This is a genomic window from Dictyobacter vulcani (assembly GCF_008974265.1).
GTDB lineage: Bacteria > Chloroflexota > Ktedonobacteria > Ktedonobacterales > Ktedonobacteraceae > Dictyobacter > Dictyobacter vulcani.
The window spans coordinates 402,733-428,333 of sequence record NZ_BKZW01000004.1 but is presented as its reverse complement, the minus strand read 5'-3'; the positions used below and the strand labels follow the sequence as shown (position 1 = coordinate 428,333).

26 protein-coding genes and 1 pseudogene are annotated in these 25,601 nt (G+C 52.7%); 20 read left to right on the top strand and 7 right to left on the bottom strand.

The features are described from left to right. The first annotated feature begins 360 nt into the window (after positions 1 to 360). The 4 genes from KDW_RS29225 to KDW_RS29210 all read left to right on the top strand — a co-directional run bounded on the left by KDW_RS29225 (position 361) and on the right by KDW_RS29210 (position 3,765). The gene (locus tag KDW_RS29225) at positions 361 to 1,311 is read left to right on the top strand and encodes an ice-binding family protein (RefSeq protein ID WP_198925670.1); all 951 of its coding nucleotides are present in this window, start codon (positions 361 to 363) and stop codon (positions 1,309 to 1,311) included. Beyond that, entirely contained in the window at positions 1,287 to 1,976 is a 690-nt protein-coding gene (locus KDW_RS33355; protein ID WP_198925668.1) for a hypothetical protein, read from the top strand. Before KDW_RS29225 ends, KDW_RS33355 begins: the two co-directional genes overlap by 25 nt. Before the next feature lie 36 nt (positions 1,977 to 2,012). After that, on the top strand, positions 2,013 to 3,377 hold the full coding sequence (locus tag KDW_RS29215; protein ID WP_151759426.1) for a S53 family peptidase: 1,365 nt from the start codon (positions 2,013 to 2,015) through the stop codon (positions 3,375 to 3,377). Between the two features lie 67 nt (positions 3,378 to 3,444). Beyond that, entirely contained in the window at positions 3,445 to 3,765 is a 321-nt protein-coding gene (locus tag KDW_RS29210; RefSeq protein WP_151759425.1) for a hypothetical protein, read from the top strand. 151 nt (positions 3,766 to 3,916) lie between these two features. Here the strand turns inward: KDW_RS29210 and KDW_RS29205 are convergent, their stop codons facing one another. After that, the gene (locus tag KDW_RS29205) at positions 3,917 to 4,249 is read right to left on the bottom strand and encodes a YtxH domain-containing protein (RefSeq protein WP_151759424.1); all 333 of its coding nucleotides are present in this window, start codon (positions 4,247 to 4,249) and stop codon (positions 3,917 to 3,919) included. 416 nt (positions 4,250 to 4,665) lie between these two features. Between KDW_RS29205 and KDW_RS29200 the strand changes: the two genes are divergently transcribed. Beyond that, on the top strand, positions 4,666 to 5,151 hold the full coding sequence (locus KDW_RS29200) for a response regulator transcription factor (RefSeq protein WP_162005724.1): 486 nt from the start codon (positions 4,666 to 4,668) through the stop codon (positions 5,149 to 5,151). A gap of 159 nt (positions 5,152 to 5,310) precedes the next feature. After that, positions 5,311 to 5,499, top strand: coding sequence for a hypothetical protein (locus KDW_RS29195; protein WP_151759422.1), 189 nt, complete (start codon positions 5,311 to 5,313; stop codon positions 5,497 to 5,499). 77 nt (positions 5,500 to 5,576) lie between these two features. On the opposite strand, the gene KDW_RS29190 is transcribed toward KDW_RS29195, so the two are convergent. Then, positions 5,577 to 5,816, bottom strand: a complete 240-nt coding sequence (locus tag KDW_RS29190; RefSeq protein ID WP_151759421.1) for a hypothetical protein — start codon at positions 5,814 to 5,816, stop codon at positions 5,577 to 5,579. A 521-nt stretch (positions 5,817 to 6,337) separates the two neighbouring features. Here KDW_RS29190 and KDW_RS29185 point away from each other — a divergent pair. Further along, complete coding sequence (locus KDW_RS29185; RefSeq protein ID WP_198925666.1) at positions 6,338 to 7,375, top strand: FTR1 family iron permease; 1,038 nt, start codon at positions 6,338 to 6,340, stop codon at positions 7,373 to 7,375. A 207-nt stretch (positions 7,376 to 7,582) separates the two neighbouring features. Then, a complete protein-coding gene (locus tag KDW_RS32080; protein WP_162005723.1) occupies positions 7,583 to 7,810 on the top strand; it encodes a hypothetical protein in 228 nt (75 codons plus the stop codon). A 39-nt stretch (positions 7,811 to 7,849) separates the two neighbouring features. On the opposite strand, the gene KDW_RS29175 is transcribed toward KDW_RS32080, so the two are convergent. Next, positions 7,850 to 8,371, bottom strand: a complete 522-nt coding sequence (locus KDW_RS29175; RefSeq protein WP_151759419.1) for a DinB family protein — start codon at positions 8,369 to 8,371, stop codon at positions 7,850 to 7,852. Between the two features lie 267 nt (positions 8,372 to 8,638). Here KDW_RS29175 and KDW_RS29170 point away from each other — a divergent pair, with 267 nt between their 5' ends. From KDW_RS29170 to KDW_RS29155, 4 genes are all read left to right on the top strand, one after another. Then, positions 8,639 to 9,607 (top strand): MBL fold metallo-hydrolase, encoded by a 969-nt coding sequence (locus KDW_RS29170; RefSeq protein ID WP_151759418.1) that lies wholly within the window; start codon positions 8,639 to 8,641, stop codon positions 9,605 to 9,607. A gap of 81 nt (positions 9,608 to 9,688) precedes the next feature. After that, positions 9,689 to 10,417, top strand: coding sequence for a hypothetical protein (locus tag KDW_RS29165; RefSeq protein WP_151759417.1), 729 nt, complete (start codon positions 9,689 to 9,691; stop codon positions 10,415 to 10,417). A 377-nt stretch (positions 10,418 to 10,794) separates the two neighbouring features. Further along, on the top strand, positions 10,795 to 11,049 hold the full coding sequence (locus KDW_RS29160) for a hypothetical protein (RefSeq protein WP_151759416.1): 255 nt from the start codon (positions 10,795 to 10,797) through the stop codon (positions 11,047 to 11,049). 155 nt (positions 11,050 to 11,204) lie between these two features. Next, positions 11,205 to 11,615, top strand: coding sequence for a VOC family protein (locus tag KDW_RS29155; protein WP_151759415.1), 411 nt, complete (start codon positions 11,205 to 11,207; stop codon positions 11,613 to 11,615). Positions 11,616 to 11,698: 83 nt separating this feature from the next. Here KDW_RS29155 and KDW_RS29150 read toward each other — a convergent pair whose 3' ends face one another. The 3 genes from KDW_RS29150 to KDW_RS29140 all read right to left on the bottom strand — a co-directional run bounded on the left by KDW_RS29150 (position 11,699) and on the right by KDW_RS29140 (position 15,090). Beyond that, positions 11,699 to 13,702 carry an acetoin utilization protein AcuC gene (locus KDW_RS29150; protein ID WP_151759414.1) on the bottom strand — a complete coding sequence of 668 codons (2,004 nt, stop codon included), beginning with the start codon at positions 13,700 to 13,702 and terminating at the stop codon, positions 11,699 to 11,701. 21 nt (positions 13,703 to 13,723) lie between these two features. Further along, the gene (locus tag KDW_RS29145; RefSeq protein ID WP_151759532.1) at positions 13,724 to 14,431 is read right to left on the bottom strand and encodes a CBS domain-containing protein; all 708 of its coding nucleotides are present in this window, start codon (positions 14,429 to 14,431) and stop codon (positions 13,724 to 13,726) included. Between the two features lie 119 nt (positions 14,432 to 14,550). Beyond that, positions 14,551 to 15,090, bottom strand: coding sequence for a nucleotidyltransferase domain-containing protein (locus KDW_RS29140; protein ID WP_151759413.1), 540 nt, complete (start codon positions 15,088 to 15,090; stop codon positions 14,551 to 14,553). Between the two features lie 233 nt (positions 15,091 to 15,323). On the opposite strand from KDW_RS29140, the pseudogene KDW_RS35485 reads away from it, so the two are divergent. From KDW_RS35485 to KDW_RS29110, 6 genes and pseudogenes are all read left to right on the top strand, one after another. Continuing rightward, a pseudogene (locus tag KDW_RS35485) lies at positions 15,324 to 16,455 on the top strand (IS630 family transposase). A gap of 235 nt (positions 16,456 to 16,690) precedes the next feature. Next, entirely contained in the window at positions 16,691 to 17,890 is a 1,200-nt protein-coding gene (locus KDW_RS29130; RefSeq protein ID WP_151759412.1) for an RNA-guided endonuclease InsQ/TnpB family protein, read from the top strand. A 67-nt stretch (positions 17,891 to 17,957) separates the two neighbouring features. After that, positions 17,958 to 20,303 carry a S9 family peptidase gene (locus KDW_RS29125; protein ID WP_151759411.1) on the top strand — a complete coding sequence of 782 codons (2,346 nt, stop codon included), beginning with the start codon at positions 17,958 to 17,960 and terminating at the stop codon, positions 20,301 to 20,303. A gap of 130 nt (positions 20,304 to 20,433) precedes the next feature. Beyond that, positions 20,434 to 20,976, top strand: a complete 543-nt coding sequence (locus KDW_RS29120; protein WP_151759410.1) for an RNA polymerase sigma factor — start codon at positions 20,434 to 20,436, stop codon at positions 20,974 to 20,976. A gap of 3 nt (positions 20,977 to 20,979) precedes the next feature. After that, a complete protein-coding gene (locus KDW_RS29115; protein ID WP_151759409.1) occupies positions 20,980 to 22,431 on the top strand; it encodes a PQQ-binding-like beta-propeller repeat protein in 1,452 nt (483 codons plus the stop codon). Next, positions 22,322 to 22,723 carry an outer membrane protein assembly factor BamB family protein gene (locus KDW_RS29110; RefSeq protein WP_151759408.1) on the top strand — a complete coding sequence of 134 codons (402 nt, stop codon included), beginning with the start codon at positions 22,322 to 22,324 and terminating at the stop codon, positions 22,721 to 22,723. Before KDW_RS29115 ends, KDW_RS29110 begins: the two co-directional genes overlap by 110 nt. 92 nt (positions 22,724 to 22,815) lie before the next feature. On the opposite strand, the gene KDW_RS29105 is transcribed toward KDW_RS29110, so the two are convergent. Further along, a complete protein-coding gene (locus KDW_RS29105) occupies positions 22,816 to 23,205 on the bottom strand; it encodes a hypothetical protein (protein ID WP_151759407.1) in 390 nt (129 codons plus the stop codon). Between the two features lie 365 nt (positions 23,206 to 23,570). Here KDW_RS29105 and KDW_RS29100 point away from each other — a divergent pair, with 365 nt between their 5' ends. Continuing rightward, positions 23,571 to 24,593, top strand: coding sequence for a DNA-methyltransferase (locus KDW_RS29100; protein ID WP_162005722.1), 1,023 nt, complete (start codon positions 23,571 to 23,573; stop codon positions 24,591 to 24,593). A gap of 126 nt (positions 24,594 to 24,719) precedes the next feature. After that, complete coding sequence (locus tag KDW_RS29095; RefSeq protein WP_151759405.1) at positions 24,720 to 25,586, top strand: inositol monophosphatase family protein; 867 nt, start codon at positions 24,720 to 24,722, stop codon at positions 25,584 to 25,586. The last annotated feature ends 15 nt before the right edge of the window (positions 25,587 to 25,601 follow it).

The window sequence follows — 25,601 nt, the reverse complement described above, 5'->3', positions numbered from 1 at the left end:
CAATTAGCACGAATTATATTAATACATTTTCATTTGATAAATATACGTTACAAGTATACTTTATATAGAAAATGGAATTCAATACTCTATTTTCTCTTTACTGCGAGATACTCTTTTGATCTATTTCGTTCAATTAGCTAATATTACCTTAATTACTTGTTCTAAAGAAGTGTCACTTTCTTTAGCAGGAGAACTGTACTGATGAAAAGATTTTTCAGGTCAAAAATGGGCATCATTCTAACGAGTGTGATACTATTTTCACTAGGTTGTGCGCTTGTTTTCTCATCAGCTGCACGATTACAGGTTCATGCACATCCTTCTGCGACCCAACCTCCTCTTGGAACGGCTAGCAGTTTCGCTGTGCTTGGCGGAAGTACGGTCACCAATACTGGTCCGACCGTGGTAAATGGTGATCTTGGCGTGAGTCCAGGGAGTGCAGTGACGGGTTTTCCACCTGGAATCGTGAACGGGGCGGTACACGTTGCCGATGCGGTGGCAGGACAAGCGCAGAGTGATGCGACGATCGCATATGTGAATGGAGCTGGACAACACTGCGATGCGGATTTGACCGGCCAGGATCTCGGAGGCTTAACCCTCACGTCAGGAGTGTACTGTTTCTCATCCTCTGCTCAATTGACCGGCCAACTCACCCTCAACGGTCAAGGAAACCTTTCGAGTGTCTTTATCTTTCAGATAGGGAGTACCCTCAACACGGCGAGTAATGCGAGTGTGTTGCTGATCAATGGTGCTCAAGCATGTAATGTCTTCTGGCAAGTTGGTAGTTCTGCGACGATTGGAACGACCACGAGTTTTTCAGGAAACATTCTGGCACTCACCTCCATCTCCTTCGCGACACGTGCCGTAGAGCACGGCAGCCTCTATGCGCGCAATGGCGCTGTAACATTAGATACCAATGTAATCACTCGATCTTCATGTGCCACTCCAACTCCAACTCCAACTCCAACCTCAACTCCAACTCCAACCTCAACTCCAACTCCAACTCCAACTCCAACCTCAACTCCAACTCCGACACCAACGCCAACTCCGACACCAACTCCAACGCCGACACCAAAGCCGACACCAACTCCAACCTCAACCTCAACTCCAACTCCAACTCCAACTCCAACCTCAACTCCAACTCCAACTCCGACACCAACGCCAACTCCGACACCAACTCCAACGCGACACCAAAGCCGACACCAACTCCAACCTCAACGCCGACACCAACTCCAACTCCAACCTCAACTCCAACTCCAACTCCAACGTCAATGCCAACTCCAACGTCAATGCCAACTCCAACGCCGACTCTAACCAGCGTATCCGATCTGGTACTTACCAAGACGCACCAGAACAGTGAAAACGATAAAAATGGCGGTGACGATCATCTGTTTATGGTTGGTGACAAAGTCACGTATACACTGACAGCCACCAACGCTAAGACTGCTGGCCCTGTTGTTTCGCCAAACGCAATCATCGTTTCGGATATCATTCCGATTGGAGAAAAGAATCTGCAAGCCTTTGGATCTGGCTGGAGCTTTACCATCAGCTCGACGACGAGCCCGGCGGTAATCACGGCGACCTTTGTGGGACCATTTCCTGTGAAGGCAGGCGAGTCATTACCTCCAATAACCATTACAGCCATCCTGACCGAAGATGCCGTCCCCAGTATTACTGATACGGCAACCGTCGACACGCCGCGAAATATTGGGACGTATAGCACTGCAACCGATACTGTTTTCGTTGAGGAGCAGCAAAATCCCCAACATCATGATAGAGATAACGGCAACGATATTCACAACAACAATGGCAATACTAACAACAACAATGGCAATACTAATACTAACAACAGCAACAGCAACAGCAACAACATTCACCGCAGGACAAATTCCCATAGAAATTGGCTTCCAGGCTTGCCACTCACTGGGAGTGATCCAACACCACCAAAAACCGCCGCATCACATTATGAAGCCTCGTAACCAAAGGTGCAGTGTTTAATTCTCTTTGGAGGTAGCATGAAAAAAAAGACCGGGCAGCAAAAAGGATATCGCCCCCTCGCTGGTAAGTTCCTTGCCATTCTTCTTGTGTTTAGCACATCTCAAATTTTTTTTAGCGTCCCACCACTCTTTGCTGCAGCACGTACCGCAGGCAACCAGAGACATATACTGCCTGGTCACCTCATACCGCTGCTGCAACAGTATCCTTCCATTGGAGCGACGCCCAAAGAGACACCGCTTCATCTCTCTATTGGCCTGGCACTCCGTAATCAGCCAGCATTGAATAGGTTGCTTGCGGCACAGGCGAATCCAGCATCAGTGCTCTATCGTCACTATCTGACTCCTCAAGCATTCAAAGCTCAATTTGGCCCGACGCAAGCCGCCATCGATCATATCGTTGCTTACTTACACCAGCAAGGACTGCATGTCGAGTCGGTCGCGAGTAACAACTTGTTTATCTATGCTTCCGGCTCAGCGGGTCTCGTCGAAAAAGCCTTCAGCACCAAACTGAACAGTTATGACCTCAACGGGCGCCTGGTGTATGCTCCAGCGGTTGATCCAGCGGTTCCTGATACGATCGCTCCAGCGATACAAACGATTGCCGGGCTAGATAATGTCGCACATTACCATCCGCTCGTTCTGAAGAAAAAGATGTTCCAGCATGCAGATTCGGCTAGTGGATACACTCCAAGCCAGCTCCGTAGCGCTTATCATGTCAATCCCCTGCTCAAGGAAGGTGCAGACGGCACCGGACAAACAGTTGCACTATTTGAATTGGATGGCTATAATCCGTCCGATATCAATACGTATCGCAGTACCTACAATCTTGGTACAGTGAAGGCTGTCCCAGTCCTGGTCAATGGGGCGACAAATACGCCAGGAGTAAATGCGCTGGAAGTTGCCCTGGACATGGAAATTGTCTCGGGATTCGCTCCTGGCGCCACACAGAAGATCTATATTGGCCCCAATACGACGGCGGGTATCAATGCTACCTACAACCAGATCATCGCTGATAATGCCGCACCCATTGTCAGCACCAGTTGGGGTGAATGCGAAAAGGCATCTGGAAATGCAGAACTCCTTGCTCTTCGTAACATTTTTACTCAAGGGGCAGTGCAAGGACAGTCCTTCTTTGCTGCTAGTGGGGACACTGGTGCCTATGATTGCAATGATGCCGATCTCGCCGTTGACTCACCAGCAGATGATCCCTATGTGATTAGTGTTGGTGGGACTCACCTCAACCTCAAAGCTGATAACGCCTATCTTAGCGAATCAGCCTGGTCAAATCCCGCGTACTCCCCCTGTATCCTCGTGGCTTTGGTAGTGGTGGTGGGATCAGCGCCTACTTCGATCGCCCTGATTATCAATATGGTCCCAATGTGACCAATCCTCACCGTATGGTGCCTGACGTTTCGGCAAATGCTGATCCTGCTTCAGGCAACGCTGTCTATTGCACCATTTCCATCGCTGGTTGTTCAGGCTGGTTTGTTGCTGGTGGGACAAGTATTGCTGCACCGCTCTGGCTGGTATCGCGGTTGATATCAATCACTATCTGATCACACACAAGCAGACGACCCTGGGACATGCCAATCCGGCTCTTTATAGGCTCTACAATACTCCACAGCCCACTCTTGCCTATCACGATATCATCAGTGGAAATAATCTATATTATCCAGCAACAGAAGGCTATGATCTGGCTACGGGCCTTGGCTCCCCGGATGCCTGGAACATCGCACAGGATCTCGCAGGCATAGTTGGTCCACCCCACTAGCAAGCCTGTTGATCGTCGCGACGATACATTATGTGTGCTGGAACGCCTCCATGAAGCTCTGCGTCGCCGTGGATGAGAGTATTCGTTGGGGTAGTCACAACTATAAGAAAAGCAGTCAGGGATAACCCTGACTGCTTGACTGCCATAAAAACTAGCGGTTTGGTTGATTGAAGGGATCCGAGCGTGTCGTGTCGTCGGTCACGATCGGCCGGGGCGGCGCTTCTGGCCGGCTGGGACTTATGGGATTGCCGGCATGATCACGAGCGCGGGTCTCGGTAGTACGGCCACTCCAGCTCTGCGATCCTTGCTGAACACTCTCAGTCACTTTTTGCTTGATTTGCTTCAAGGTATCACTCTTCTCTGCAGACGCGCGCAAGGCATCGATGCGCTCACTGAGCATGGCGCGCATCTCCTCACCCTTCTTAGGTGCCACCAGTAAAGCAATACCCACGCCTAATAAAACGCCTTTGATAAAATTACCCATTGTCAAAATTCCTTTCTACCCATGAATAGGACAGAGGTTACTTTTTGCACATATCTCTATACATATCGGCTAAAAATTTTCTGGAATGGACAATATAGGAATATTAACACATACCTGGGTGCAGAAAAAAAAAGAGACACATCCAGGTTTGAATATACTTAGTCTGTCAACCTCAGCATGAGCAAAGGCGTACATCTGACCCCCCACGAGAGACTGGGAAAAGTGCACAATATTAACGATTTTCACACAGATTTCACACAATTGCCCAATCTTCACGTGTTCCTCACGCATTATCGGGTAAGCTGTGCTTAGAGGAAACGAGCAGAACAAGATAGACGTTGGCTCATTCTTCAGTCGCACCGGCGACGATCTACAGGCCGTCTGTTTGGTAAGCTAGCGGAAGCAGGATGCCCGTCATGCAAGATCCGAACACAGAGCAGGAACCGTCGGATAGCGACACGACATCGCACCTGGAAGTTGTAGAGCCTCTCCAGGAGGCAGATGGAGGACGCAAATCTGGCTATTACATCCTGGTGGTTGAAGACGATCCGACGCTTGCCACGCTGGAAGCTGATACATTAACAACCCTTGGCTATACCGTCGTCTCTGTACATAGTGGTGAGCAAGCCATCACTTCTCTCCATTCCGTCATTCCTGATCTCGTAGTGCTTGACCTTGAACTTACCGGTGATATCCATGGCTGGAATGTATTGCAAGCATTGCGCTCCGTTGCACCCATACCAGTTCTCATCACCTCAAGTTCAGTCACCAGCGCCCGCCAATATATGCGCGAACGAGGAGAGACGCGCCTGACATTGGACCATTTACCGAAACCGTATCCTGTCCAGGCACTTCTAAAGCGCATCCAACGCATGTTGCCAATCTCACCTACCTGCTATTAAAAACAATCGTGAACGCCGCTCTCTCGCGGCTAGCGAAGTCGCCACAACTCAAGCGTGGAAACCTGATCACTTCTATCGAAGCAACCCAGCCTGTCAGGCGGCTTCACTCACACGATTGAACGGCATGCTAGTTTTTCTTGATCCCAAAGGAGGCAAGATATGGACCACTACGAAGATCGTGATATTCTACGTAAAGGTGGATTTGCCGAAAAAGAGGTTGTTCAACTAAGTAAGCTTCGTAAAGATTATACAGATAAAGAGAAGAATCAGGCCCAGATCGTGAATCGCCGCATGGAATTTATCCGCTGGCTGGTTTCAACCGGTAAACTCACAGACCAGATTGCCTGATAGCCTGTGATCCATCTATCGCCAAAAATATGTGGGCGACCATCACGATGATAGTCGCCCTTTTTGTGTGCATAAACTTACGATGGCTCTTTGCCATTGTGGAGCACGATCAGGCCCTCCTGAGCATATGTAGGAGCACTGTCCTGCATCTTTTGCAACTCCTGGGGTGAGGGAAGGTTGACAACGGCACCCATAATACGCGCAACCATATCCGCAGGTGGAGTGAATTTCTCTAATTTGCTAAATAAGCGCTCAACATCCTCAAAACCCTCGACATCATCATCACTGGCAAAATTGAAAGGTGAAACGTTCTGCATCTCCATTCCCTCATTTATCATTCGTATCGGCTCTATTGTATATACGGGTAACACACTCAGGTAGTTTCATTTTTTTCCAAGTTTTCTTATCTTATTCTTAACTAAAAGCAGATTTTCTCAGCAAATGATCAGATATATGCGGTCAAATTAGCTGCATATGACAAAACGCAACGGATTACATAGAGCATACGATAGCTTCAACAATCAGGTTACCTATTTTTTATACTGAATATTTTCACTGCTGACAAGAGACGTTTGACCTCTTACGCCCCGTGTGTCCTACCGCCAGTCCTGATTCGCTCCAGGCAAAAGTACCAGCCCACCAGGATATGGCTGGGATTACAATCCATTCATACACACAAGTTCATTTCTCTTCCTCTTGACAAAAGCATTAGGGTGCCCTAATATCTTAGTAGTTAAGTCGGATATTAGCCGATCCTAATATTTCATGTATCGCAAGCAATTTTATGAGGGAGGCAAAAAATGCGCTCTCTCTGGCAATATTAGAAAGGATTTGATCCGTGAGGATAGCGCGGCCCACCCTCCTTGCAGGACGTATTTTGCTCATCATCGGAGCCGTTATTGTAGCAGTGATCCTGGTCTGGCAGGGTATTACCGCCTCTGGTAATCCCAATCCCGTTGCGGCCCATATTAGTCCAGAGGCGGCAATCGTGAATACAGGTATTCTGGTTTTCCGTGAGGGACTGGAATGTATTCTGGTGTTGATGGCGATTACGGCCAGTATGATGGGAAAGAACCAGGGCTACCGCCGGCCGATCGCGATCGGCTCGGGCATTGGCTTTGGGGCTGTCGTGCTGACCTGGTTCGCAGTCGTAGGACTGCTGAGTGCCCTCTCCAACAATGTATCCGCACTCAATATCCAGGCCGCGACAGGACTGCTGGCGATCATTGTGCTGCTGGTGATCATGAACTGGTTCTTCCATAAGATCTACTGGACCGGTTGGATCTCGATGCAGAATAAGCAGAAGAAAAAGTTACTAAGCCAGAAGAAAGAAGATGGTGCCTCACAGTCACGCCTGATGTCCGGCCTGATCCTGCTGGGATTCGCCTCGGTATATCGCGAAGGCTTTGAGGTTGTACTCTTCCTGCAAACGCTACGTCTGCAGGTCGGCTCATTGATCATACTCTATGGTGTACTGATCGGCCTGGTCCTGACCGGTATCGTGGGCGCACTGACCTTTGTACTGCATCATCGCCTACCCTACAAGAAAATGCTGATCCTGACCGGCGTCATGCTCGGCGCGGTCCTGCTGGTAATGGTTGGCGAGCAGGCCCAGGAAATGCAACTGGCGCACTGGATCTCGACCACACCCGTCAACCTGCCCATTCCTGCCTGGATGGGACTATGGTTCGCAATCTTCCCAACCGTCGAGACCCTGATCGCCCAGGCCCTGGCTGGCCTGCTGGTCATTGGCTCCTACTTCCTGGCCCGCTACCAGACCGTCTGGCAGCCCCGTAAACGCGGCGAGGCCCCGGCCCAGCGTCCCGAGCAGCCACCCGTTCCTACCACTGGGGAACCCTCAAAAATTACTGCTTGAGCGACTTAACAACGTAACGGCAGCCGTGAAGGCTAATACTTTTCACGTAAGCGCTTTTGTGACCATAAAAATATGGTGAAAAAAAGCAGCGGATCGTCCGTCGAGTGGGCGCCACACGCGGAGGCCGACATGCGGCGTTCTCGTGAAGCGAGGGGCTCAACGAGCAGCGCATGCCTGTGGCGCCTACACCGAGACGGATCCTGTGTCGTGATCCTCTTCGAGAAGGTACGGGGAGGATCCACGCGCTCTCCCATCACGTTGCTGCGCGAGCAGGCCACGGCACCCACGATCCCTGGAGGCGCCACAGCACTGCGCGTCGTGCTTGCACGCTGGCCTGCGCAAACGCAGCAGGGCGGCCTCCGCGTGTGGCGCCCTCTCCACGTACACCTTGCTTGCTGGTCACGTCGAACCTTCTCTCAACATAGCGCTACGTGAAAAGTATTAGCGACCAGCGCTGCCGGTACGAGGCTGCCGCTACATGTCGCCGTAAATTCCATTGAGGCCATAATTGCCGAGGGCTACGGAAAGCTCGCCGCCATGGTGGATCTCGTGTTCAAGCACATGCCAGATAATCCATTGCCGTGAGAATGGCGGAAAGTGTTCCCGCTCTTCTTCTTTCAAGGCGGCAGGTGGCTGGAAGATCTGCTCCAGATCGGCGGCAGTCCAGCGGGTCAGAGCGTCGTAAATCATCTGCCACGTGGACTCAAGTCCAGCCACCAGTTCAGTGGCATTTAGCGGAGCCTGCTCTACGTCATCCGCAGGATCCCAGTGCGCCAGGGGCGCAAGTTCAGGGCTACCCTCACCCATCCACACCTGGAACCACCAGACCCGGTTGCCCACGAGATGCTGGGCCAGCATCCCAATGGTCCATTGATGTCCCGGGACAGGCAATGCCAGTTGTTCGGGGGTAAGAGGTCTGATGATTTCGACAAGATTCTTCTGATAGGTTCCCCAACCTTTATAGAAGGTGATCAGTGAGGGTGTAGTATCCATCATATATATACCGGCTCCTTATGTATTGCTAGTGGCAGTGCTCCTATGTGTGGAGCATATTCATCATAACATGCACATGGGATAAAACTTCTTCAATCTTGCTCTTCTTCTGCTAGAAGCACTGATAGAGTGCTTGCTTCAAGCCAGCACAACAAGCATGCAAGCGCCAAAAAAGTAGACATGGCTCAAGAAAAGCTGTTAAGATACAGGCACTATTGCTCATGATTGCCGCTTTTGAAGTAGAAAAGCAAACTGTTCGAGGAGGGATTAATGCCAACGCCAGATGTTACATTTGTACCCGCGATGAGCCAGGATCGCCGTGTGCGCGTCTATCGCGGCAACCGCGTGCGTGTCAGGCCAGATCATTTTTCGGGCCCGGAAACATTTAACGGCATGGAGGTTGATTGCTATCTGCTAACCACAGAGCGTTTTCTGCTGCTCTGCGATACGATGATCTGTCCGGAAGATATGGCGATTGTCACGCAAGATATCCAGGGTGAGCAGGGCAAGCGACCGCTGCTAGTGATGAATAGCCACGCCGACTGGGATCATGCCTGGGGCAATAGCTACTTTACCGGTGAGCACATCGCGCCGATTATCGCCCAGCAACACTGCCACAAACGTATGGAATCCGAGAAAGACCAGACCTTCCTGGCCGGCTTCCAGCGCGAATATCCCAATCACTTCAATAGCGTCACCATCACGCCTCCCACCATCACCTTCCAGGACAACATGACCCTCTATGGTGGCGACCTGACCATAGAACTCTTTAGCGCACCCGGACATTGCCAGGACCATATCGCCGCCTGGATACCCGAGTTGCGCCTGCTGCTCGGCTTTGATGCCCTGGAGACCCCTTTCCCTTTGATCAAAGACGTCTCTGGTGTCCAGGATATGTTCGACACCCTCGAACACTTTGTCCGCCTGCAACCCCGGCACGTCCTCTGCTCGCATGGCGGCACCACCAGTCCTGCTATCATCCAGGCCAACCTCGACTATTTCCGCGAAATAGAACGGCGCTGCCGCACACTCCTGACCCAACGCCTTCCCACAGACACAGAACTCGTAGGGGCCGCCAGCCTGCTCGGCTACTCCCTCGAAGAGGCCGTCGCCCCATCGCCCGCGCCATCGACGTCCCCCAACCCCTCGACCACACCTTTTATGGCTGGGCCCACAACAACAACATCCGCTACATCATCCAATGGCTCACAAGCTAAACAACAAAAGATTTCATCGTAGCGGCGGTTGCCGCTACGATGAAAGGAAATATGCTATAATTATGGCCGATATCGCAGAAAGGATCAAAATCGACACGACCATATGTATGAGAATTATCTACAATTAGCCGTCTTTAATAACGCAGTCTGGTGTGATACTGTTTGTCAATCACATGCTGCGCCAGGAGAATTTCAGGAAACATACTGGCTCCATCCCCGGCAGACACCTACCTATTATCCTAATCTGGTGACGCTGGCACCTGCCGACAGGCTGGATCTTCAGCAGCCAGCACTGGCAACCTTTCTCAAGGAGAAGCAGCCTCATACTATCTCCGTGAAGGATAGTTTTGCCGATCTGGATCTTGCTCCGTTCGGCTTCCAGCAGCTCTTTGAGGCACAGTGGATTTTCCGACCTGCCACGACAGGAGCCGCACATGTGCAAAAAGCTGGCATCCAGTGGAAAAAAATCGAGTCGGAGGCAGAACTGCTGGCATGGGAGTCGGCGTGGGCACACACCGACCTGGAACAGAATGATACCTTTCGCCGGGCGCTGTTAGCAAATACAGATATCTGCATCGTGGCCGCTTATAAAGAAGATCAAATCATGGCGGGCGCGATTGGCAATAGGACAACCGGGGTCATTGGCCTCTCCAATATCTTTACCCCTGAGCAGGATACCCAGATGTACTGGGCTGGCATCCTCGATCTGCTGACCAGCTACTATCCAGCCATGCCCATAGTCGGATATGAACAAAATGAGAGCCTCGAACAGGCCTTACAGGCAGGTTTTACCACCCTCGGACCACTACGCGTATGGCTCAAAGCAGAGTGATCCAGCATCTCCACTCTTATGCGAAGACAGAAAATGTTACCTGTTTGCCGCTGTGACTGTGAGGAGATTCACAGTCACAGCGGTCTGCCCCTGCTATGATGCAACTATCCACAAAAGCACGCTTTGGCGTTAAGTATTCGTTCATGTCAATTAAGCGTGATGGTTACAGGTATAGCGCTTGTCTGCCCCAAAGCGGTACCGCGTAAATTATGGTACCGCTTTGGAGCAGGCTCAAGACCTAATACGTTTCGGTGAAGCACTTTTGTGGTTGCAAAAGCTGTTGTAAAAAAAAGCAGCGGATCGTCCGTGGAGAGGGCGCCACACGCGGAGGCAGGCAGGCGGCGTGATCATGGAGCGAGGGGCTCAAAGAGCATCGCATGCCTGTGGCGCCTACACCGCGACGGATCCTGTTTCGTGATCCTTTCCGCACCGGTACGGGGAGGATCCACGCGCTCTCCCACCACGTTGCTAGCGAGCTGGCGACGGCACCCACGATCCCTGGAGGCGCCACAGCACTGCGAAGTCGTGCTTGCACGCTGGCCTGCGCAAACGCAGCAGGGCGGCCTCCGCGTGTGGCGCCCTCTCCACGTACACATGGCTTGCTCGTCACGTCGAACCATCTCTCAACATAGCGCTAAGTGAAAAGTATCAGGCTCAAGACCTGCCGTTACAAGCTAGAAGAGCAAGATTGAAGAAGTTTTTTCTGTGCTACTCATGGTATGCTAATCTACAAACACAGCTTTTTTGATCAGTCGTATCATTAGCACAAAGAGAAGGAAGGATTTCAATGGAGTATACGCAGCAAAAAATCAAGCCATTCTTGATGTTTGAGGGCAAGGCCGAGGAAGCCATGAATTACTATCTTTCGGTCTTTGAGCAGGGCGAAATCATTGCGATCAATCGCTATGGACCCAACGAGCCCGGTACCGAAGGCACGATATCGCATGCGATCTTTTCATTATATGGACAGGTATTTATGTGCATGGATAGTCACATTAAGCATGGTTTTACCTTTACCGCCTCGTTATCGATGTACATATCCTGTCGGACCGAACAAGAAATTGAGCGCATCTACGAGAAATTAGCGCAAGGCGGCCAGGTAATGATGCCCTTAGAAACCTATCCATTCAGTCCAAAGTTTGGCTGGGTCGCAGACAAATACGGTGTCTCCTGGCAATTGAATCTCGAAAAAATGTAGCTTCGACACCAGCTTATGCATAGGATGCCGTTCAATCGTGTGAGCGCAGCTAGCCGCGAGTGAGCGGCGTTCACGATTGCTTTTTAAAAGGTGGTAAATGAGCTGGAGCGGATCAGGCGGTTGAGAAATTGCCGCGAGACGCGCTGGTCCACGCGATCACCGATACGGGCCACCAGGACATTGGCGGGCTCCATGCTGACGTTGGGTTCGGTGGTAGAATATTCAACAAAGCCCTGGGTCCCGAAGAGATGCTTGATCAGTTCGCGATAACGGAACGTGGAGATGCCGAGTCCTTCGGCGTCCCAGTGCCAGGAGAGACCAATGGCGAAGAAGATCATGTCTTCTTTAGCTTCGAGCTCCAGGGCAAAGGCCAGCATCTCGCGGGCAATGCTGACCCCACGCCAGTCGGCACTGACCTCGATGGCAACCTCATACAGATTTTCGACGCCATCCCACCATTCGTCGGCCGGGGCAATCGTGACCTGACCGACGATGACTCCCGATGGCGTATGGGCCACCGTCAGGGCACAATCTTGACTGCGTGCAATGTCGAGCATGAGTTGATGCTCGCGCTCCGGCACACGCGCAAACGAGCAGAGACCTTTGTCCGGCCGCAGGCGCTCCAGCAGCGAAGGTGGGCAGAAGTCGCGCAGGATCACGGGTCCGCGCGCGGTTTGCAGGGTACGAATCCGCGAGGGACTAGATGTGCGGTTAAGGTGCAGCAGGTCAAAGAGGTCCGAGAGCGGCGAGTGGCTGCGCACCACGGGAAAGGCCTGGCGGATCGAGGATGGAATCAGGAAGTGGCGCACCAGACCCACGGTCTGCCGATTGGTATAGTTGATCTCCCAGCGCCGTGGCTGCGGCGGAAAGAGTTCCGGTCGATCCTTGAAGGTGGTCGGAAACTCGGGCAGATTAAGCTCTTTGCCCATAATCTGCTGCCCCAGTTGCTCACGCGCCATCCCGGCCTCCCAGAGTGGTCGCCAGCGCTCCAGCCATTCCTGTGGCAGCTTTTCAGGCAGGGTCTGCTCCGACATCTCGGCCCAGAGCGTGCTCCAGGCACGCGGCACCACGCTGTAGAGGGCATAGCCACCACCGCCAAGCGCGACCCAGCGTCCACCACAATAGGTATGGGCCAGCTGGTGCGCCAGCTTGATCTGCGCCGTAATGCCACGCATGGTCAGGTTCAAGTGCGTCAGGGGATCCCAGGCGTGGGTATCACAACCATGTTCGGTCACAATGACATCCGGCGCAAAGGCCGTCACCAGCTGGGACAGCAGGGCATCCATGGTCTCGATATAGCTATCGTCCTCGGTAAAGGGTTCCAGCGGCACATTGACCGAATAGCCACGGCCACTACCATTACCCATCTCCAGCACATCGCCGCTACCGGGAAACAAATGGCGGCCCGTCTCGTGGATCGAGATGGTCATGACGCGTGGATCATCATAGAAGGCGCGCTGGACACCATCGCCGTGGTGGGCGTCAAAGTCGATGTACAGGATCTTGGCTTCGCTGGCCTGCAAGACGTGGGCAATCGCCACGGCGGCATCATTATAGACACAGAAGCCGGAGGCACGGTCCGACCAGGCATGGTGCAGGCCACCCTGTGGATGAAATACATGCAGGGGACGCTCCTCTTCCGAGGCGAACGTACCACCCTCGGGCAGACCCATCACGGCACTGAGCGCCACCAGCGAGCCGCCCGCGATCACAGCCGACACCTCATGCATCTGCGGCAGCGTCGGCGTATCACTATCCCCAAAGCCATAGCGCTGCTCCAGATCGCGGCGCTGCTCCAACTCCTCAGCACTCATCGTCGGCGCGTCCGGCACACTCAGCTGCTGGACAGCCGCCAGATAGGCAGGCTCATGGATCAGACTGAGTTCATCCAGCGTCGCGGGCCGCAGATCGAGCCGTGTCCGGGGATCGTTCGCATCCCAGAGCTCACTGGTGCCCAGAAGATCGACCAGAGCACGCAACCGACCAGGATCCATAGGATGCTGGCCGCCAAAATTATATTGTAGTTTCTGCGGATCAAAGATGAGCCGCGCCCGATGTGTGGAAGCCGGTTGGGATTGCTCAGTCATCACAGTTTGCCTTTTCTCTGATCATTTGGACCCGGCCAGCGGGCTACCAAACGAGTACTGAATACCTTCTTCTTTGAGCCGGATCAAGAGGGGCATAGGATTAATCGTGCCGAGGCGCAGGGTGGCGGTATCGAGGGTGCCATCGCTGAGCGGAGCGGCCTGGACGCTGCGGATATGCACGCGTAGCTCGGAGGCCAGCGCGAGGGTACGGGCCAGCGGAACCATATTGCCATGCGGGAGCGCCACATCCAGCTGCATCCCCGGCTCAAAGGCTCCCATTGAACGCGAGAGCGCCAGCAGCAGATCGCTGCGCGTCAGCAGGCCAACCAGGATCGAGCGCACCTCATTCTCTACCTGCTTATATTCCACCACCGGCAGGCAGCTCAAGCCACGCTCAACCAGCATCTGGGCCGCCGCAGCCACACTGGCCGCAGGCGTCACCCGGATCGCCGCACTATGCATCAACTCCACCACGCGCCGCTCCTGCCAGGGCCGCCGCTCATCCTCACGCTGCGAAACCGCCGCCGCCAGATCAATATCCTGTGCATAGAGCAAGCCCTCACACGTCGACAACGTCGTCCGCACGCCCCCCTCCAAAGAAGTATGCACGCGGCGCGTCACTGGCAAATTGTGAAAGCCATACTGCCGAAACAGATTCGCCGCATGGGCCAGCGTATCATCAGGCTCAACCGTCGTCAGCTTCGTAGACATAACATCGCGTACAATCATGACATAGACCCCCCAGACAAGCAGAAGCACAACAAACCAGACCTTTTATATCATAGCACATCATCCCGTACCGGCAGCGCTCGTCGCTGCTACCTCTTCCCGTACGAGCCACCAACGTCCTACGTAAATCTGGCGAATTCAGCTGGTAGGGCAAGACCAAAGCGCTGACACAGGACAGACACATCATGATAATCATCCTCATCCAGCTCATAGCCAGCATGAAACTTGATCAGCCACTCCACGGAAATACATTTCACCGGATAGCCCTGGATAGATCCTCGACCCGTCAACGCATCCAGCGGATAATCTACTCCAAAGATTAACTTACCCTGCTCATCAAAGGTATAGGAATGGAAATCCACCTCATGGCCGTGCTGATCGCCCAGCACAAAATTGCAGTCCCGCGTATCATCACGCGGCACATCCCGATAGCCGCGTGCCTCTAGCAATGCTCGTAACATGGGAACATCCTGATGCGGCAAGGCAATATCCAGATCCCCATGGGGCCGCGTCTGCTCGCCCAGCAATGCATCGACAGCCCAGCCTCCATCCACAAATACTTCAATGCCATGCAGCTCACACAACTGCGTAAGCTGCACAACCACCTCACCAGGCATCTCTCTGCGGCTCGTCTGCTCAAAACCTTCTGGCGATTGCATAATGTATGCTCCTATCTCAACTAATAATCCTTCAAGTATACCATTGTGGTGTGGCAGCTATCCCCAGGCTATTTTTTAACCTTCCTTTTGGCCGATACGTATATGTTAAACTTCTACGAAATGATATCAAATGTCGTCAAACGCTAGTACTCTGTCATCCTTGATTTGATAAATGGGAACAAAAGGAGTATCCTTGAGTCACGAATCAAAAAACCGATCTCAAGGAGGCATCCATGAAGAAGTATAGCATCCAGTTAGACGCAGAACAACGCAAGCTGTTAGAGAGTATGCTCACCGGAGGCAAAGCTTCAGCGCGCAGCCAGACCCATGCGAGGATTTTACTGAAAGCCGATCAAGGAGAGCATGGAGCGGGTTGGGAAGATCAGCAGATTGCTGAAACCCTAGGCGTGGAACGGCAACCGTAGGACGGGTCCGTCAACGCTTTGTGGAGGGAGGGCTGCTGGATGCACTCGTGCGGCGTCCCCAGCCGGAACGACCGGAGAAACGGAAAATGAATGGGGAACTGGAAGCGCAGTTGGTCACGCTCGCGTGTAGTCAGACGGAAGGAGGGCAAAAGCGCTGGACGATGCGCATGCTCGCGGACAAATTGGTGCAGTTGGGGTACGTCGATCAGATCAGCCACCAAACGGTGTGGGTGACGTTAAAAAAAATGAACTCAAACCGTGGCTAAAGAACCAGTATTGTATTCCCCGGAGGCTAATGCAGATTTTGTGTATCATATGGAAGATGTGCTGGAGGTGTACCAGCGTCCGTATGATCCAAAGCGTCCAAAGATCTGCATGGATGAGGGAAGTAAACAGGTGTTGGCCCATACCCGCGAGCCGATTCCGATGGAAGCGGGTGAACCCGAACGCATCGATTATGAGTACGAACGGAAAGGAGTGTGCAGCGTGTTTGTGGCGATGGAACCCGAAACCGGACCTGTCAGGTGCGTGTGAGTAAGCGGCGCACGAAAAAGGATTGGGCACTCTTTTTGCGCGAGATCATTGACGTCCAGTATCCCCATGCGGACAAGATTGTGTTGGTGATGGACAATCTCAATACCCATACCCCTCTTCGTTTTACGAGACGTTTGAACCAGCCGAGGCCCGCCGATTGACCGAGAAACTAGAAATCCACTACACGCCCAAGCATGGGAGTTGGCTGAATATGGCCGAGATCGAACTGTCCATTTTAGCGCGTCAATGCTTGTCCGATCGCTTTCCAAGCAGAGAGGCGCTTGCCGCTCAGGTGGATGCCTGGCAACGTGAGCGCAACCAGGCAAAAGTAACGATCAACTGGCGTTTTACCACCGCGGATGCGCGCATCAAACTCAAACGCCTTTATCCATCAATTGAACAATGACAAACTACTAGTAACTATGCCATCATCATTTGATGAAGTGAAGCAAATATGCCAAACAAGAAGACATAGTTATACAACCACGTTACGCTGATTTCACAATAGTTCCATACAAGGAGCGAACGAAAGTTCTTGAAAAACGATGAAAAAATGCTAAAATATATCTCAGATTACGTAGGACATGAATTATTTGAAAGAACCATTCATAGTACCATTTTTAAAATGAAGGAAGGCAACGATGCAATTAGTTGAACAGACGGTTATTGGCAAAAACGACCCTCGCTACCAGACGATTGATGCTGCTGCCTTTGCTTCGAAAAATCTGTATAATGCGGCCCTCTATGAAGTGCGGCAATCTTTTATCCGCACAGGTATCTATTTTTCCTACAATGAGATGGACCGGCGCATGAAGACACATGAAGCCTACAAAGCGTTGCCCGCGAAAGTAGCGCAACAGGTCTTACGTGGGCTGGATAAGAACTGGAAAAGTTTTTTCGCTGCGACCAAAGAATGGTCTCTGCATCCTGACAAGTTTCAAAAACGACCTGGCTTGCCACGCTATAAAGACAAGGCGAACGGAAGAAATGTCCTTGTGTATACCGACCAGGCCATCAGCAAAAAAGCATTACGGAAGCGAAGGATGATTGTTCCTTCAGGGCTCCCCATCGAAGTCCCTACCCAGCAGACAACTATTGATCAGGTTCGCATTGTCCCGCGCATTGGTTATTATGTGCTGGAAACCGTCTATGAGCAAGAGAGTATCCAGGCAGATGTTCACCCTGACCTAATAGCGGGCATTGATATTGGTTTGAATAACTTGGCGACACTAACAGCAAACAAGGATGGCTTCGTGCCACGTATTGTTAACGGGCGTCCGATCAAGAGCATCAACCAATGGTATAATAAAGAACGCGCACGTATTCAGAGCCAGCTCGCAGGCAATCGCTATACCACGAACCGACTCGAGCGGTTGACGAACAAGCGCACCCGTAAGATTGATCACTACTTGCATACATCGGCACGCCGGATCATTGATCTGCTGGTGGCCGAAGGCATTGGCACGCTCATCATTGGAAAAAACGACCAGTGGAAACAGCAGGCGAATATGGGTCGTCGTACTAATCAAAACTTTGTGAGCATTCCTCATGCTCGTTTTATTGCGATGTTAACGTACAAGGCACAGCTCGTAGGCATTACGGTTCAGGTCACAGAAGAGTCTTATACGTCAAAGTGTAGCTTCCTGGATAATGAACCCGTCAAAAAGCATGATATCTATCTGGGCAAGCGCGTCAAACGAGGATTATTTCGTGCAGCCGATGGCCGCGTGATCAATGCCGATGTCAACGGCGCGTCCAACATCATACGAAAAGTAGCTCCTGCCGCCTTCGGGCAAGGGAGTAGAGGGCCTGTAGTTGGTCCAGTGCGGCTTGCCGTATAAAGGTAAAATGAAGCATTTGCTAGTATTTTATGAACTATAATTATGCATTGAAGGGGTTTTTGTTTGTATGAGTACGCTAGAGAACGAAGAACCAACTGAGCAGCGCCCACCGGCTGAAGCTCCACACGAGGAGGCTCCTGCTCAGCAGCCAGCACAGCCATCCCAGGAGTCAGAAGCGGAGGCGGGCACGCAAGCAGAGCCACACGAGCCGCTACCTACTACCGGCGAGCACGAAAAGATCCAGCCGGCTGCTGCTGAAGCGGCTCCCACTGTTGCGGTGGAAGAGGAGCCAGCAGAGGGCCACGCTCGCGATATCTATCTCGATCAGGCGGCTCAGCAAGAAGAACAACCACTACACACGTTTCCTGAGGAGCAGCCCGCGACGATCCAGGTGCCGATCGAGGACCTGCCACCTCAAGCTGGCCAATCCGCCCCGTTGGTCGCTGAAATGTCGGTCATTCCTCCAATGGAGATCGAGGATCTGCTCTCCATCAAAGTGGCCTCCGATCCCCAGATTTCTCCGGATGGCCGCTTGATCGCCTATGTGGTGTTGGAATGCGATGCGCAAGATGATGCGACCCGGAGCGCGATCTGGCTGGTAGAGAGCAATGGCGGCAAGCTGACGGCTCCACGCAAACTGAGCAGTGGTGCTTACCATGACACCATGCCGCGCTGGTCGTCCGATGGACAGTCCCTGGCCTTTTTGAGCAATCGCTCGGGCATGACGCAGATCTATCTCCTGGCTCTCAATGGTGGCGAGGCCGAGCAGGTCAGCGAGCTCAAGCAGGGCGTCAGCGAATATAGCTGGCATCCAAATGGACAGATCTTGCTGGCCCATAGTGCCTGGAAGCCTCAGGATGAGCAGCCTGGCAGTATCGTCACCGAGCGCCTGCAAACAATCTATACGCGCCTGGGAAGCCAGACGGACGGTGCTGGACACAATCATGGACGTCATCAGCAGCTCTGGCTGGTCCCGCTCAGTGGCAACGCGATGCGCCTCACCTCCGAGCCGGTCGACCTCGTACAATCCTGCTGGTCGCCCGATGGACAGGAGGTGGTCTTCTGCGCCAACCGCCGCAGCGATCCTGATCTGAGTGTGAGTATGGCCCTCTGGATCCTGACGCTCTCGACCGGCCTGATGCGCCGCCTGACCCCGGAAGAGGGTCTGGCCCAGAAGCCAGCCTGGTCGCCCGATGGGAAGCAGATCGCCTATCTCTATTCCCCGGACCAGACCGAGGCCAGTAATATCTCGCCCTGGATCGTGGATCCCCAGACGGGCATGAAGCAGCCGGCGGTCCCGGATGCCAGCAACTTTACCTGTCAGGCCTGGATCATCGACGAACTGCGCGATGAATATGTGGCTGCGCCGCAGTGGTATCCCGATAGCCAGGCCCTGCTGGTACCGGTGCAGGAGCACGGTCAGCTCCATCTCTATCGCCTGGATCTCGGCCAGAAGAGCAGCGAGCGCCTCACGAATGGCAATGGACGCTATATCAGTCCACAACTGAGCCGCAACGGCCAGACCATCGCCATGGTGCGCGCCGACTGGTTTACGCCGGGCGATATCTGGTGTATGGATAGTAGTGGGAGGCAGCCACGCAAACTCACGCGTGTCAACGACGCCATCCTGCAAAGCCACCGCCTGACCCGACCCAAACGCATCAGCTGGAAAAGCTTCGATGGACAGGAGATCGAGGGCTGGCTCTATCTGCCGCAACTGCCAGAGAATACAAAAGCACCACTGATCCTGGCACCCCATGGTGGACCCACACTCGCCTGGGGCGATAGCTATGTCCATGAGTTTCAGGTGCTGGCGGGACGTGGCTACGCCGTGCTGGCTCCCAATCCACGCGGTAGCTCCGGCTATGGGGAAAGCTTCTGCCGTCGCGTCCTCAACGACTGGGGCGGCGATGACTTCAAGGATCTGATGGCCGGCATCGAGCATGTCATTGCCACTGAAGCCATCAACGGCGAGCGCCTCGCCATCAGTGGACTCAGCTATGGCGGCTACATGACCAACTACGCGCTTACGCAGACCACGCGCTTCAAGGCCGCCGTCAGCCGTAACGGCATCAGTTCGCTGGTCAGCGCCGCACTGCTCTCGGACCAGGCCCTCTGGTTCGACATGTCCATCACAGACAAAAAAGCTGGCCGCCGAGCGTTCGGCCCTCAGCCACCTGGACGCCATCCAGACCCCGCTCCTGCTGCTGCACAGCGCCGACGACCTGCGCTGTCCCTTCAGCGAATCCCAGCAACTCTTCATCGCCCTGCGCAAACGCAAGCAACCCGTCGAGCTCGTCGCCTATCACAACACCAGCCACCTGATGGACTGGCCCGGCATCGGCACGCCCGCTCAACGCACCGACCGCCTGCGCCGCACCCTCCAATGGTACGAACGCTTCCTCTAGCATAGAGAAGAGAGAGGATCCTTTTTGTTAAGGGAATCCTCTCTCTTTTTTATTCTGCCCCCTATGTCACACTTTTGAGCACTCAAACGATGTGTTTAGCGAGATCTCAAACAGGCAGAGGGGAAAATATATATTATGCACCAGCAACGTGACCAGAAAACAACAGGTGCATCCACAGATGCGCTCTTTGAGTGCTATGGGACACCACTCTTTACCTATCTACGCCAGCACACGCGCACACGCGAAGATGCCGAAGATATCCTGCTCGATGTCTTTATTGCCGCCATGGAGGATGCTCATTTCGCGTCGCTTGCTGAACCAGTCCAGGTCGCCTGGCTCTGGCGGGTCACGCGCAACAAAAGCATTGATGCTTTTCGCAAAATTGGTGGACGCCACAATATCCCTTTAGAGCATATTACCAACACGCTATACGCCAATGAGGTGCATGATCCTGAGCAAGCAGCCCTACAACTGGACAAGATAGCACAGCTCAAAGATATATTAGACACTCTGCCAGCACAGCAACAGGAAATACTCTGGCTACGCTTCGGTTATAACTTGCGTAGCCCCGAAATCGCCAGCATTCTTGGCAAGACTGACCTGGCAGTACGCGCTATGCTCTCACGTACCATGAACTTTTTACGCAAATCGCAATTTATCGGTGAGAGGGAGGAATAAATCATGAACCATCACGACGAGTACTTTCAGCCAGACACAATCGACGAACAAACCAGTCAGTCCTCGCCTTCACAGATACAGGATCCTGTCGCCAGCGAACTCACTGAGATGCTGCGCCATATTTACCATCCCACGGTAACAAGGGAAGATCAAGACTCTCTCGCACAAATCAAACAACGCCTGCATGCTACCAAAACTCATGACGCAACGTCTGCACAAACCACAATACCCACTGGCTCTGATCAACCCATCACTTCGTGGACAAAAAATTTCAAGACACACCAGCACAACCCCAAACCACCAGCCTCAAAACGCAAAAGAATTCCTATACTGAATACCCTTGCCGCTACGCTGCTCGTAGGATTACTCATCGGTAGCTGGTTCGCCGCCACTCATTTGCTCCATCCAATAGTCAGCATTTCTACCTCAGGGCACACTATCCCCACATCCACAGTAGCCTCGGAACCTGGCAATATCTATGAGGTATTTAACAATACACTCACCAAACTGGATGGGCAAACCGGCACGACCATCTGGTCACATAAACTTACCAGTCGCCAGTCAACCGATGCACGCAATACCCACTTTATCGTCCAGCAGGATACTGTGTATGCCATGCTTGAACACGACCTGTACGCCTTTGCGGCCAATACTGGTCAGCAACTCTGGCATACCGAAACACAATATAGTGCTAACTTCATTCCAGGCATTAATAACAACGCCTTCTATATTTATCAGGTCGATGGCACCTCCTCAGCCTATACACTCAGCGACGGCCAGCTATTATGGCATAATACGACAAAAATCAACAGCACAGGCTTTAATGTCTCCAACGCGATGCTCTACATCAAGGAAAGTTCCAACCATCTACAGGGAGGTCTCCCGGCCATAATCTTACATGCACTTGATGCCAGAACCGGGAAACAGCGCTGGCAATTCACGGCCTGGGGCTCAACTGGAGATACCCAGTTGGCAGCCACTGTTTTTGACGGCATTGCCTACTTCACCCCCTATCAATACCTTTACGCACTCGATGAGCAGACAGGCAAGAAGCTTTGGGAACAAAAAACCATGGACCAATGGGATTTCTTTACCCATGTTGAGACCAAAGATGGCGTAACCGCTACAGACACCAATTCTGTCCAAACACTAGTTGGTTGCCCGATGAACAATCCCGAATGCAACGGAAAAGACACCGCACGCATCGCTGCCTTCGATAGTCGAACCGGCCATCAGTTATGGCAAAGCGATACGCGCTTCCGTCGCTTGCCAGATAGCAGTAATGTTGATCAGTTAGATAGCTTTGGTAACCACCAGGCCATACCAATCACTAACAATATTTTGATTGGCTACTATCGACCTGCCCCACAAAAAAACACGGACACAAAATCCAATCAATACCATCCATGCCTTCGATGCACGCAGCGGAAAATCAATCTGGCAGTTTTCGATTGAACACCCTGCCAACAATTTTTACGGCACAATTAGTGGAGACAAACTCTATCTGACCAATGGCCCACGGCTAATCACGCTGGACCTTAAGAGCGGCAAAAAACTGCAGGAACAAACGCTGGGAAACATGGTCCCGACAATCCTGGGCATCCGCCACAACCTGCTGTATATTCAGGCATTCAACTCCGATAATAGCATCTTCATCATCCAGGTCCGACGCGCCAACGATCTCTCGCTGGTCTGGACAACTGCGGCTTCAACGCAGGTTCCTCAAGAGTCCGTAGTAGAGCCATAAAGACATTGATCACACCTATTCGTGGTAGGACAAAAAGAGGAGGTCGCTGCACTGCAACGACCTCCTCTTTTTGTCTCGGTAATGGGTCAGGATCACGACTGGAAAATCACGACCATATAATAGATCGAGGACACAACAAGACAAATACAATAGATGCCGGCCACGATCTGCGAGATTTTGTTGGTTCCGGCCACATAGCGTGGGCGCAGACTAAACATGGCCAGACGACCCGTGATCAACAGGATACCAATCAGTAAAAGAAAATCGATAATTTTAATCACGATATTCCCATTGAAGATCGCAAACATCACCACGATACCCCCAAACGAGAGGATCGCGCCCAGGATATCAGCCGCAGCAATGGCCATAAACAATCCCTCGTCATAGGATCGCGCGAGCAGCATTGGCGTCGTCTTCAACATGATGTACAGTCCAGCGACATATGCAACTATACTGAATAAAACCCATAAAACATTTGACATCTAATTTATCCCCAAAAATTTTTGTGCGGGCACCATTTTATTCCTGCTGCCCATGCAAGAATACAGAATTCGTATCAAGACAAATCTATTGCAGCGCTTGCGTCACCTGCATGGCCATTATACCATGCTCACCCATGTTGTACAGTAGATTTGGGCCTTGTGCCCAATTGTCGCTCTACACAAAACACGTACGCGAACAGGATGTGTTGCGCGAGACGTAGTCCTGAGCCGAGACAATCGAGGGCAAGCCTCGAACCTACGGGATGCGTTGCGCCATGGGGATATGAGAGCATGGTGGCTATTCTGGTGGGCATATGTTACAGTGTCGGCAGATGAAAACTCAGAGAGGGAGATTTTGCGCGTATATGGCTGAATTGGTCTGGCGGGGAAAGGCAATTCCACATACCTCGGGGGGTTCATTGCTGACTACGGGGTTTTATCAGCCACAGACTGAGCAGTTGTCAGCAGATCTATGTGCAGATGGCTGGTACAACAGGTTGGTGCATGGGGAGCGGGGCAGCACGTTAGCGGCGCTCCTGGACGAGTTTGCCGGTAAGGTTGATCTGATCTATATCGATCCACCCTTTATGACGGGCCGGACCTTTAAGAATGGCGCGCAGATCCTGACGGGGGATGGTATTTCGTATCGCGATATCTGGAATAATGATCTGGATAGCTATCTGCAATGGCTCTATGAGACGTTCTATTATCTCTATGAGTTGCTGGCCGAGGATGGGAGCCTCTATGTGCATCTGGACTGGCGCGCCACCCATTATGCGCGGGTGATACTGGATGAGTTGTTTACCACGCGTTCGCGCAAGAAAGGTGCCGGACTCAAGAACGAGATTATCTGGCACTATCAATCTGGTGGCCGCGCCCGCAAAGCGTTTGCGCGCAAGCACGACACGGTCCTGCTGTATACCAAATCTTCACAGTATTGCTTCCATAGTGAGCGCATCGGCCAGCCCAGGGGCGACAAGAAGCGCAACCATATGCGCAAAGAGATTGGTCCCGATGGTCATCCAATCTGGACGATCCGTTCGGCGGGCAAACTGTATAGCTATCGAGCAGATAGCACGATGTCGGTTGACGATGTCTGGAGCGATATCAGCCACCTGCACCAGAAGGATCCTGAGCGCACCGGCTATGCGACCCAGAAACCGGTCGCACTACTCGAACGACTGCTGCTCGCCTCCTCCGAAGAGAACGATCTGGTCCTGGATTGCTTTTGCGGTAGCGGCGTCACGCCCGTAGTAGCCGAGCGGCTGGGAAGGCGCTGGCTGGCCTGTGATCAAAATGAAGGAGCGCTTGCGGTGACGCGCACCCGCCTGCTTCAGGAAACCCGTCGCAACATTTTTGCATTACAAAGCGTTAAGAGGATAGAATAGTAAGGAGTATTGCAAAGGATGCAATACCTGAAATGTGGCACTCAGAGCGCCAACGCCGGTCAGTCTTTGCAGGTACCGCAGCAATGCTGAAACAATAGTGCAGCGAGAGTAAGGCAAAAAACAATTATGTTAGAACTTCTGGAACAGCTTTTTCGACAGGTACGAGCTTACACACAGGCAGAGCGCTATGATCGTAAGCAGGTCTATGCACGTTCCCAAAAGCATACGACCATGCAGTTTGACCGTGACGCTGAAGATCTGATCATCAATGGTCTGACCGAGAGCGGACTGGGCTTTGAGATTATCACAGAGGAACGCCCGACCTTCGCCACCTCCGAAAATCCACAATATCGGATTGTTGTCGACCCAATCGACGGCTCCACCAACGTCGAGCGGGGCGTCATGGTCGCCGCAGTCGCCCTGGCCGTCCTCCCGATCGATGCCGCGGTGATCCCGGAGAATGTGCAGTGGGCCCTGGTGGGAGAACTGTATACCGGAACCGTCTTCGAGGCCCAGAAGGGCGGCGGGGCTTTCCGCAACGGCCGGCGCTGTCAGGTCAGTAGTACCACGGCCATGAAAGACTGCGTAGCAGGACTCAACCTGGACGGGCGCAACGGCGATACGCTACGGGCCCTGCTGACCGAGAGCCCGCGCCTGGGCGTGGTGCGCCGCACCGGTAGCTCGGCCATCGATAGCGTCTATGTGGCCAGCGGCACTTACGACGCCTACATTGATATTGGCGACGAAATCACCGGCGAATCCTTCCTGGCCTCCGCCAGCATCGTTCTTGAAGCCGGAGGCATCGTCACCGACCACGAAGGCAAAGCCTTACGTCCTATCAACACACTCAATGACAAGTATTCCCTGTCCTGGCCGGTAGCCAGAAGCTCCATCAGGACATTCTGGCTAAAATCCAGCGCGGCAGCATGGCCTGAAAGGTGTGTAGGCTTGACAGTTATGTTGCAGGGTATATTATTATTAGTATATGTTTAGTCATCAATAAGTCCT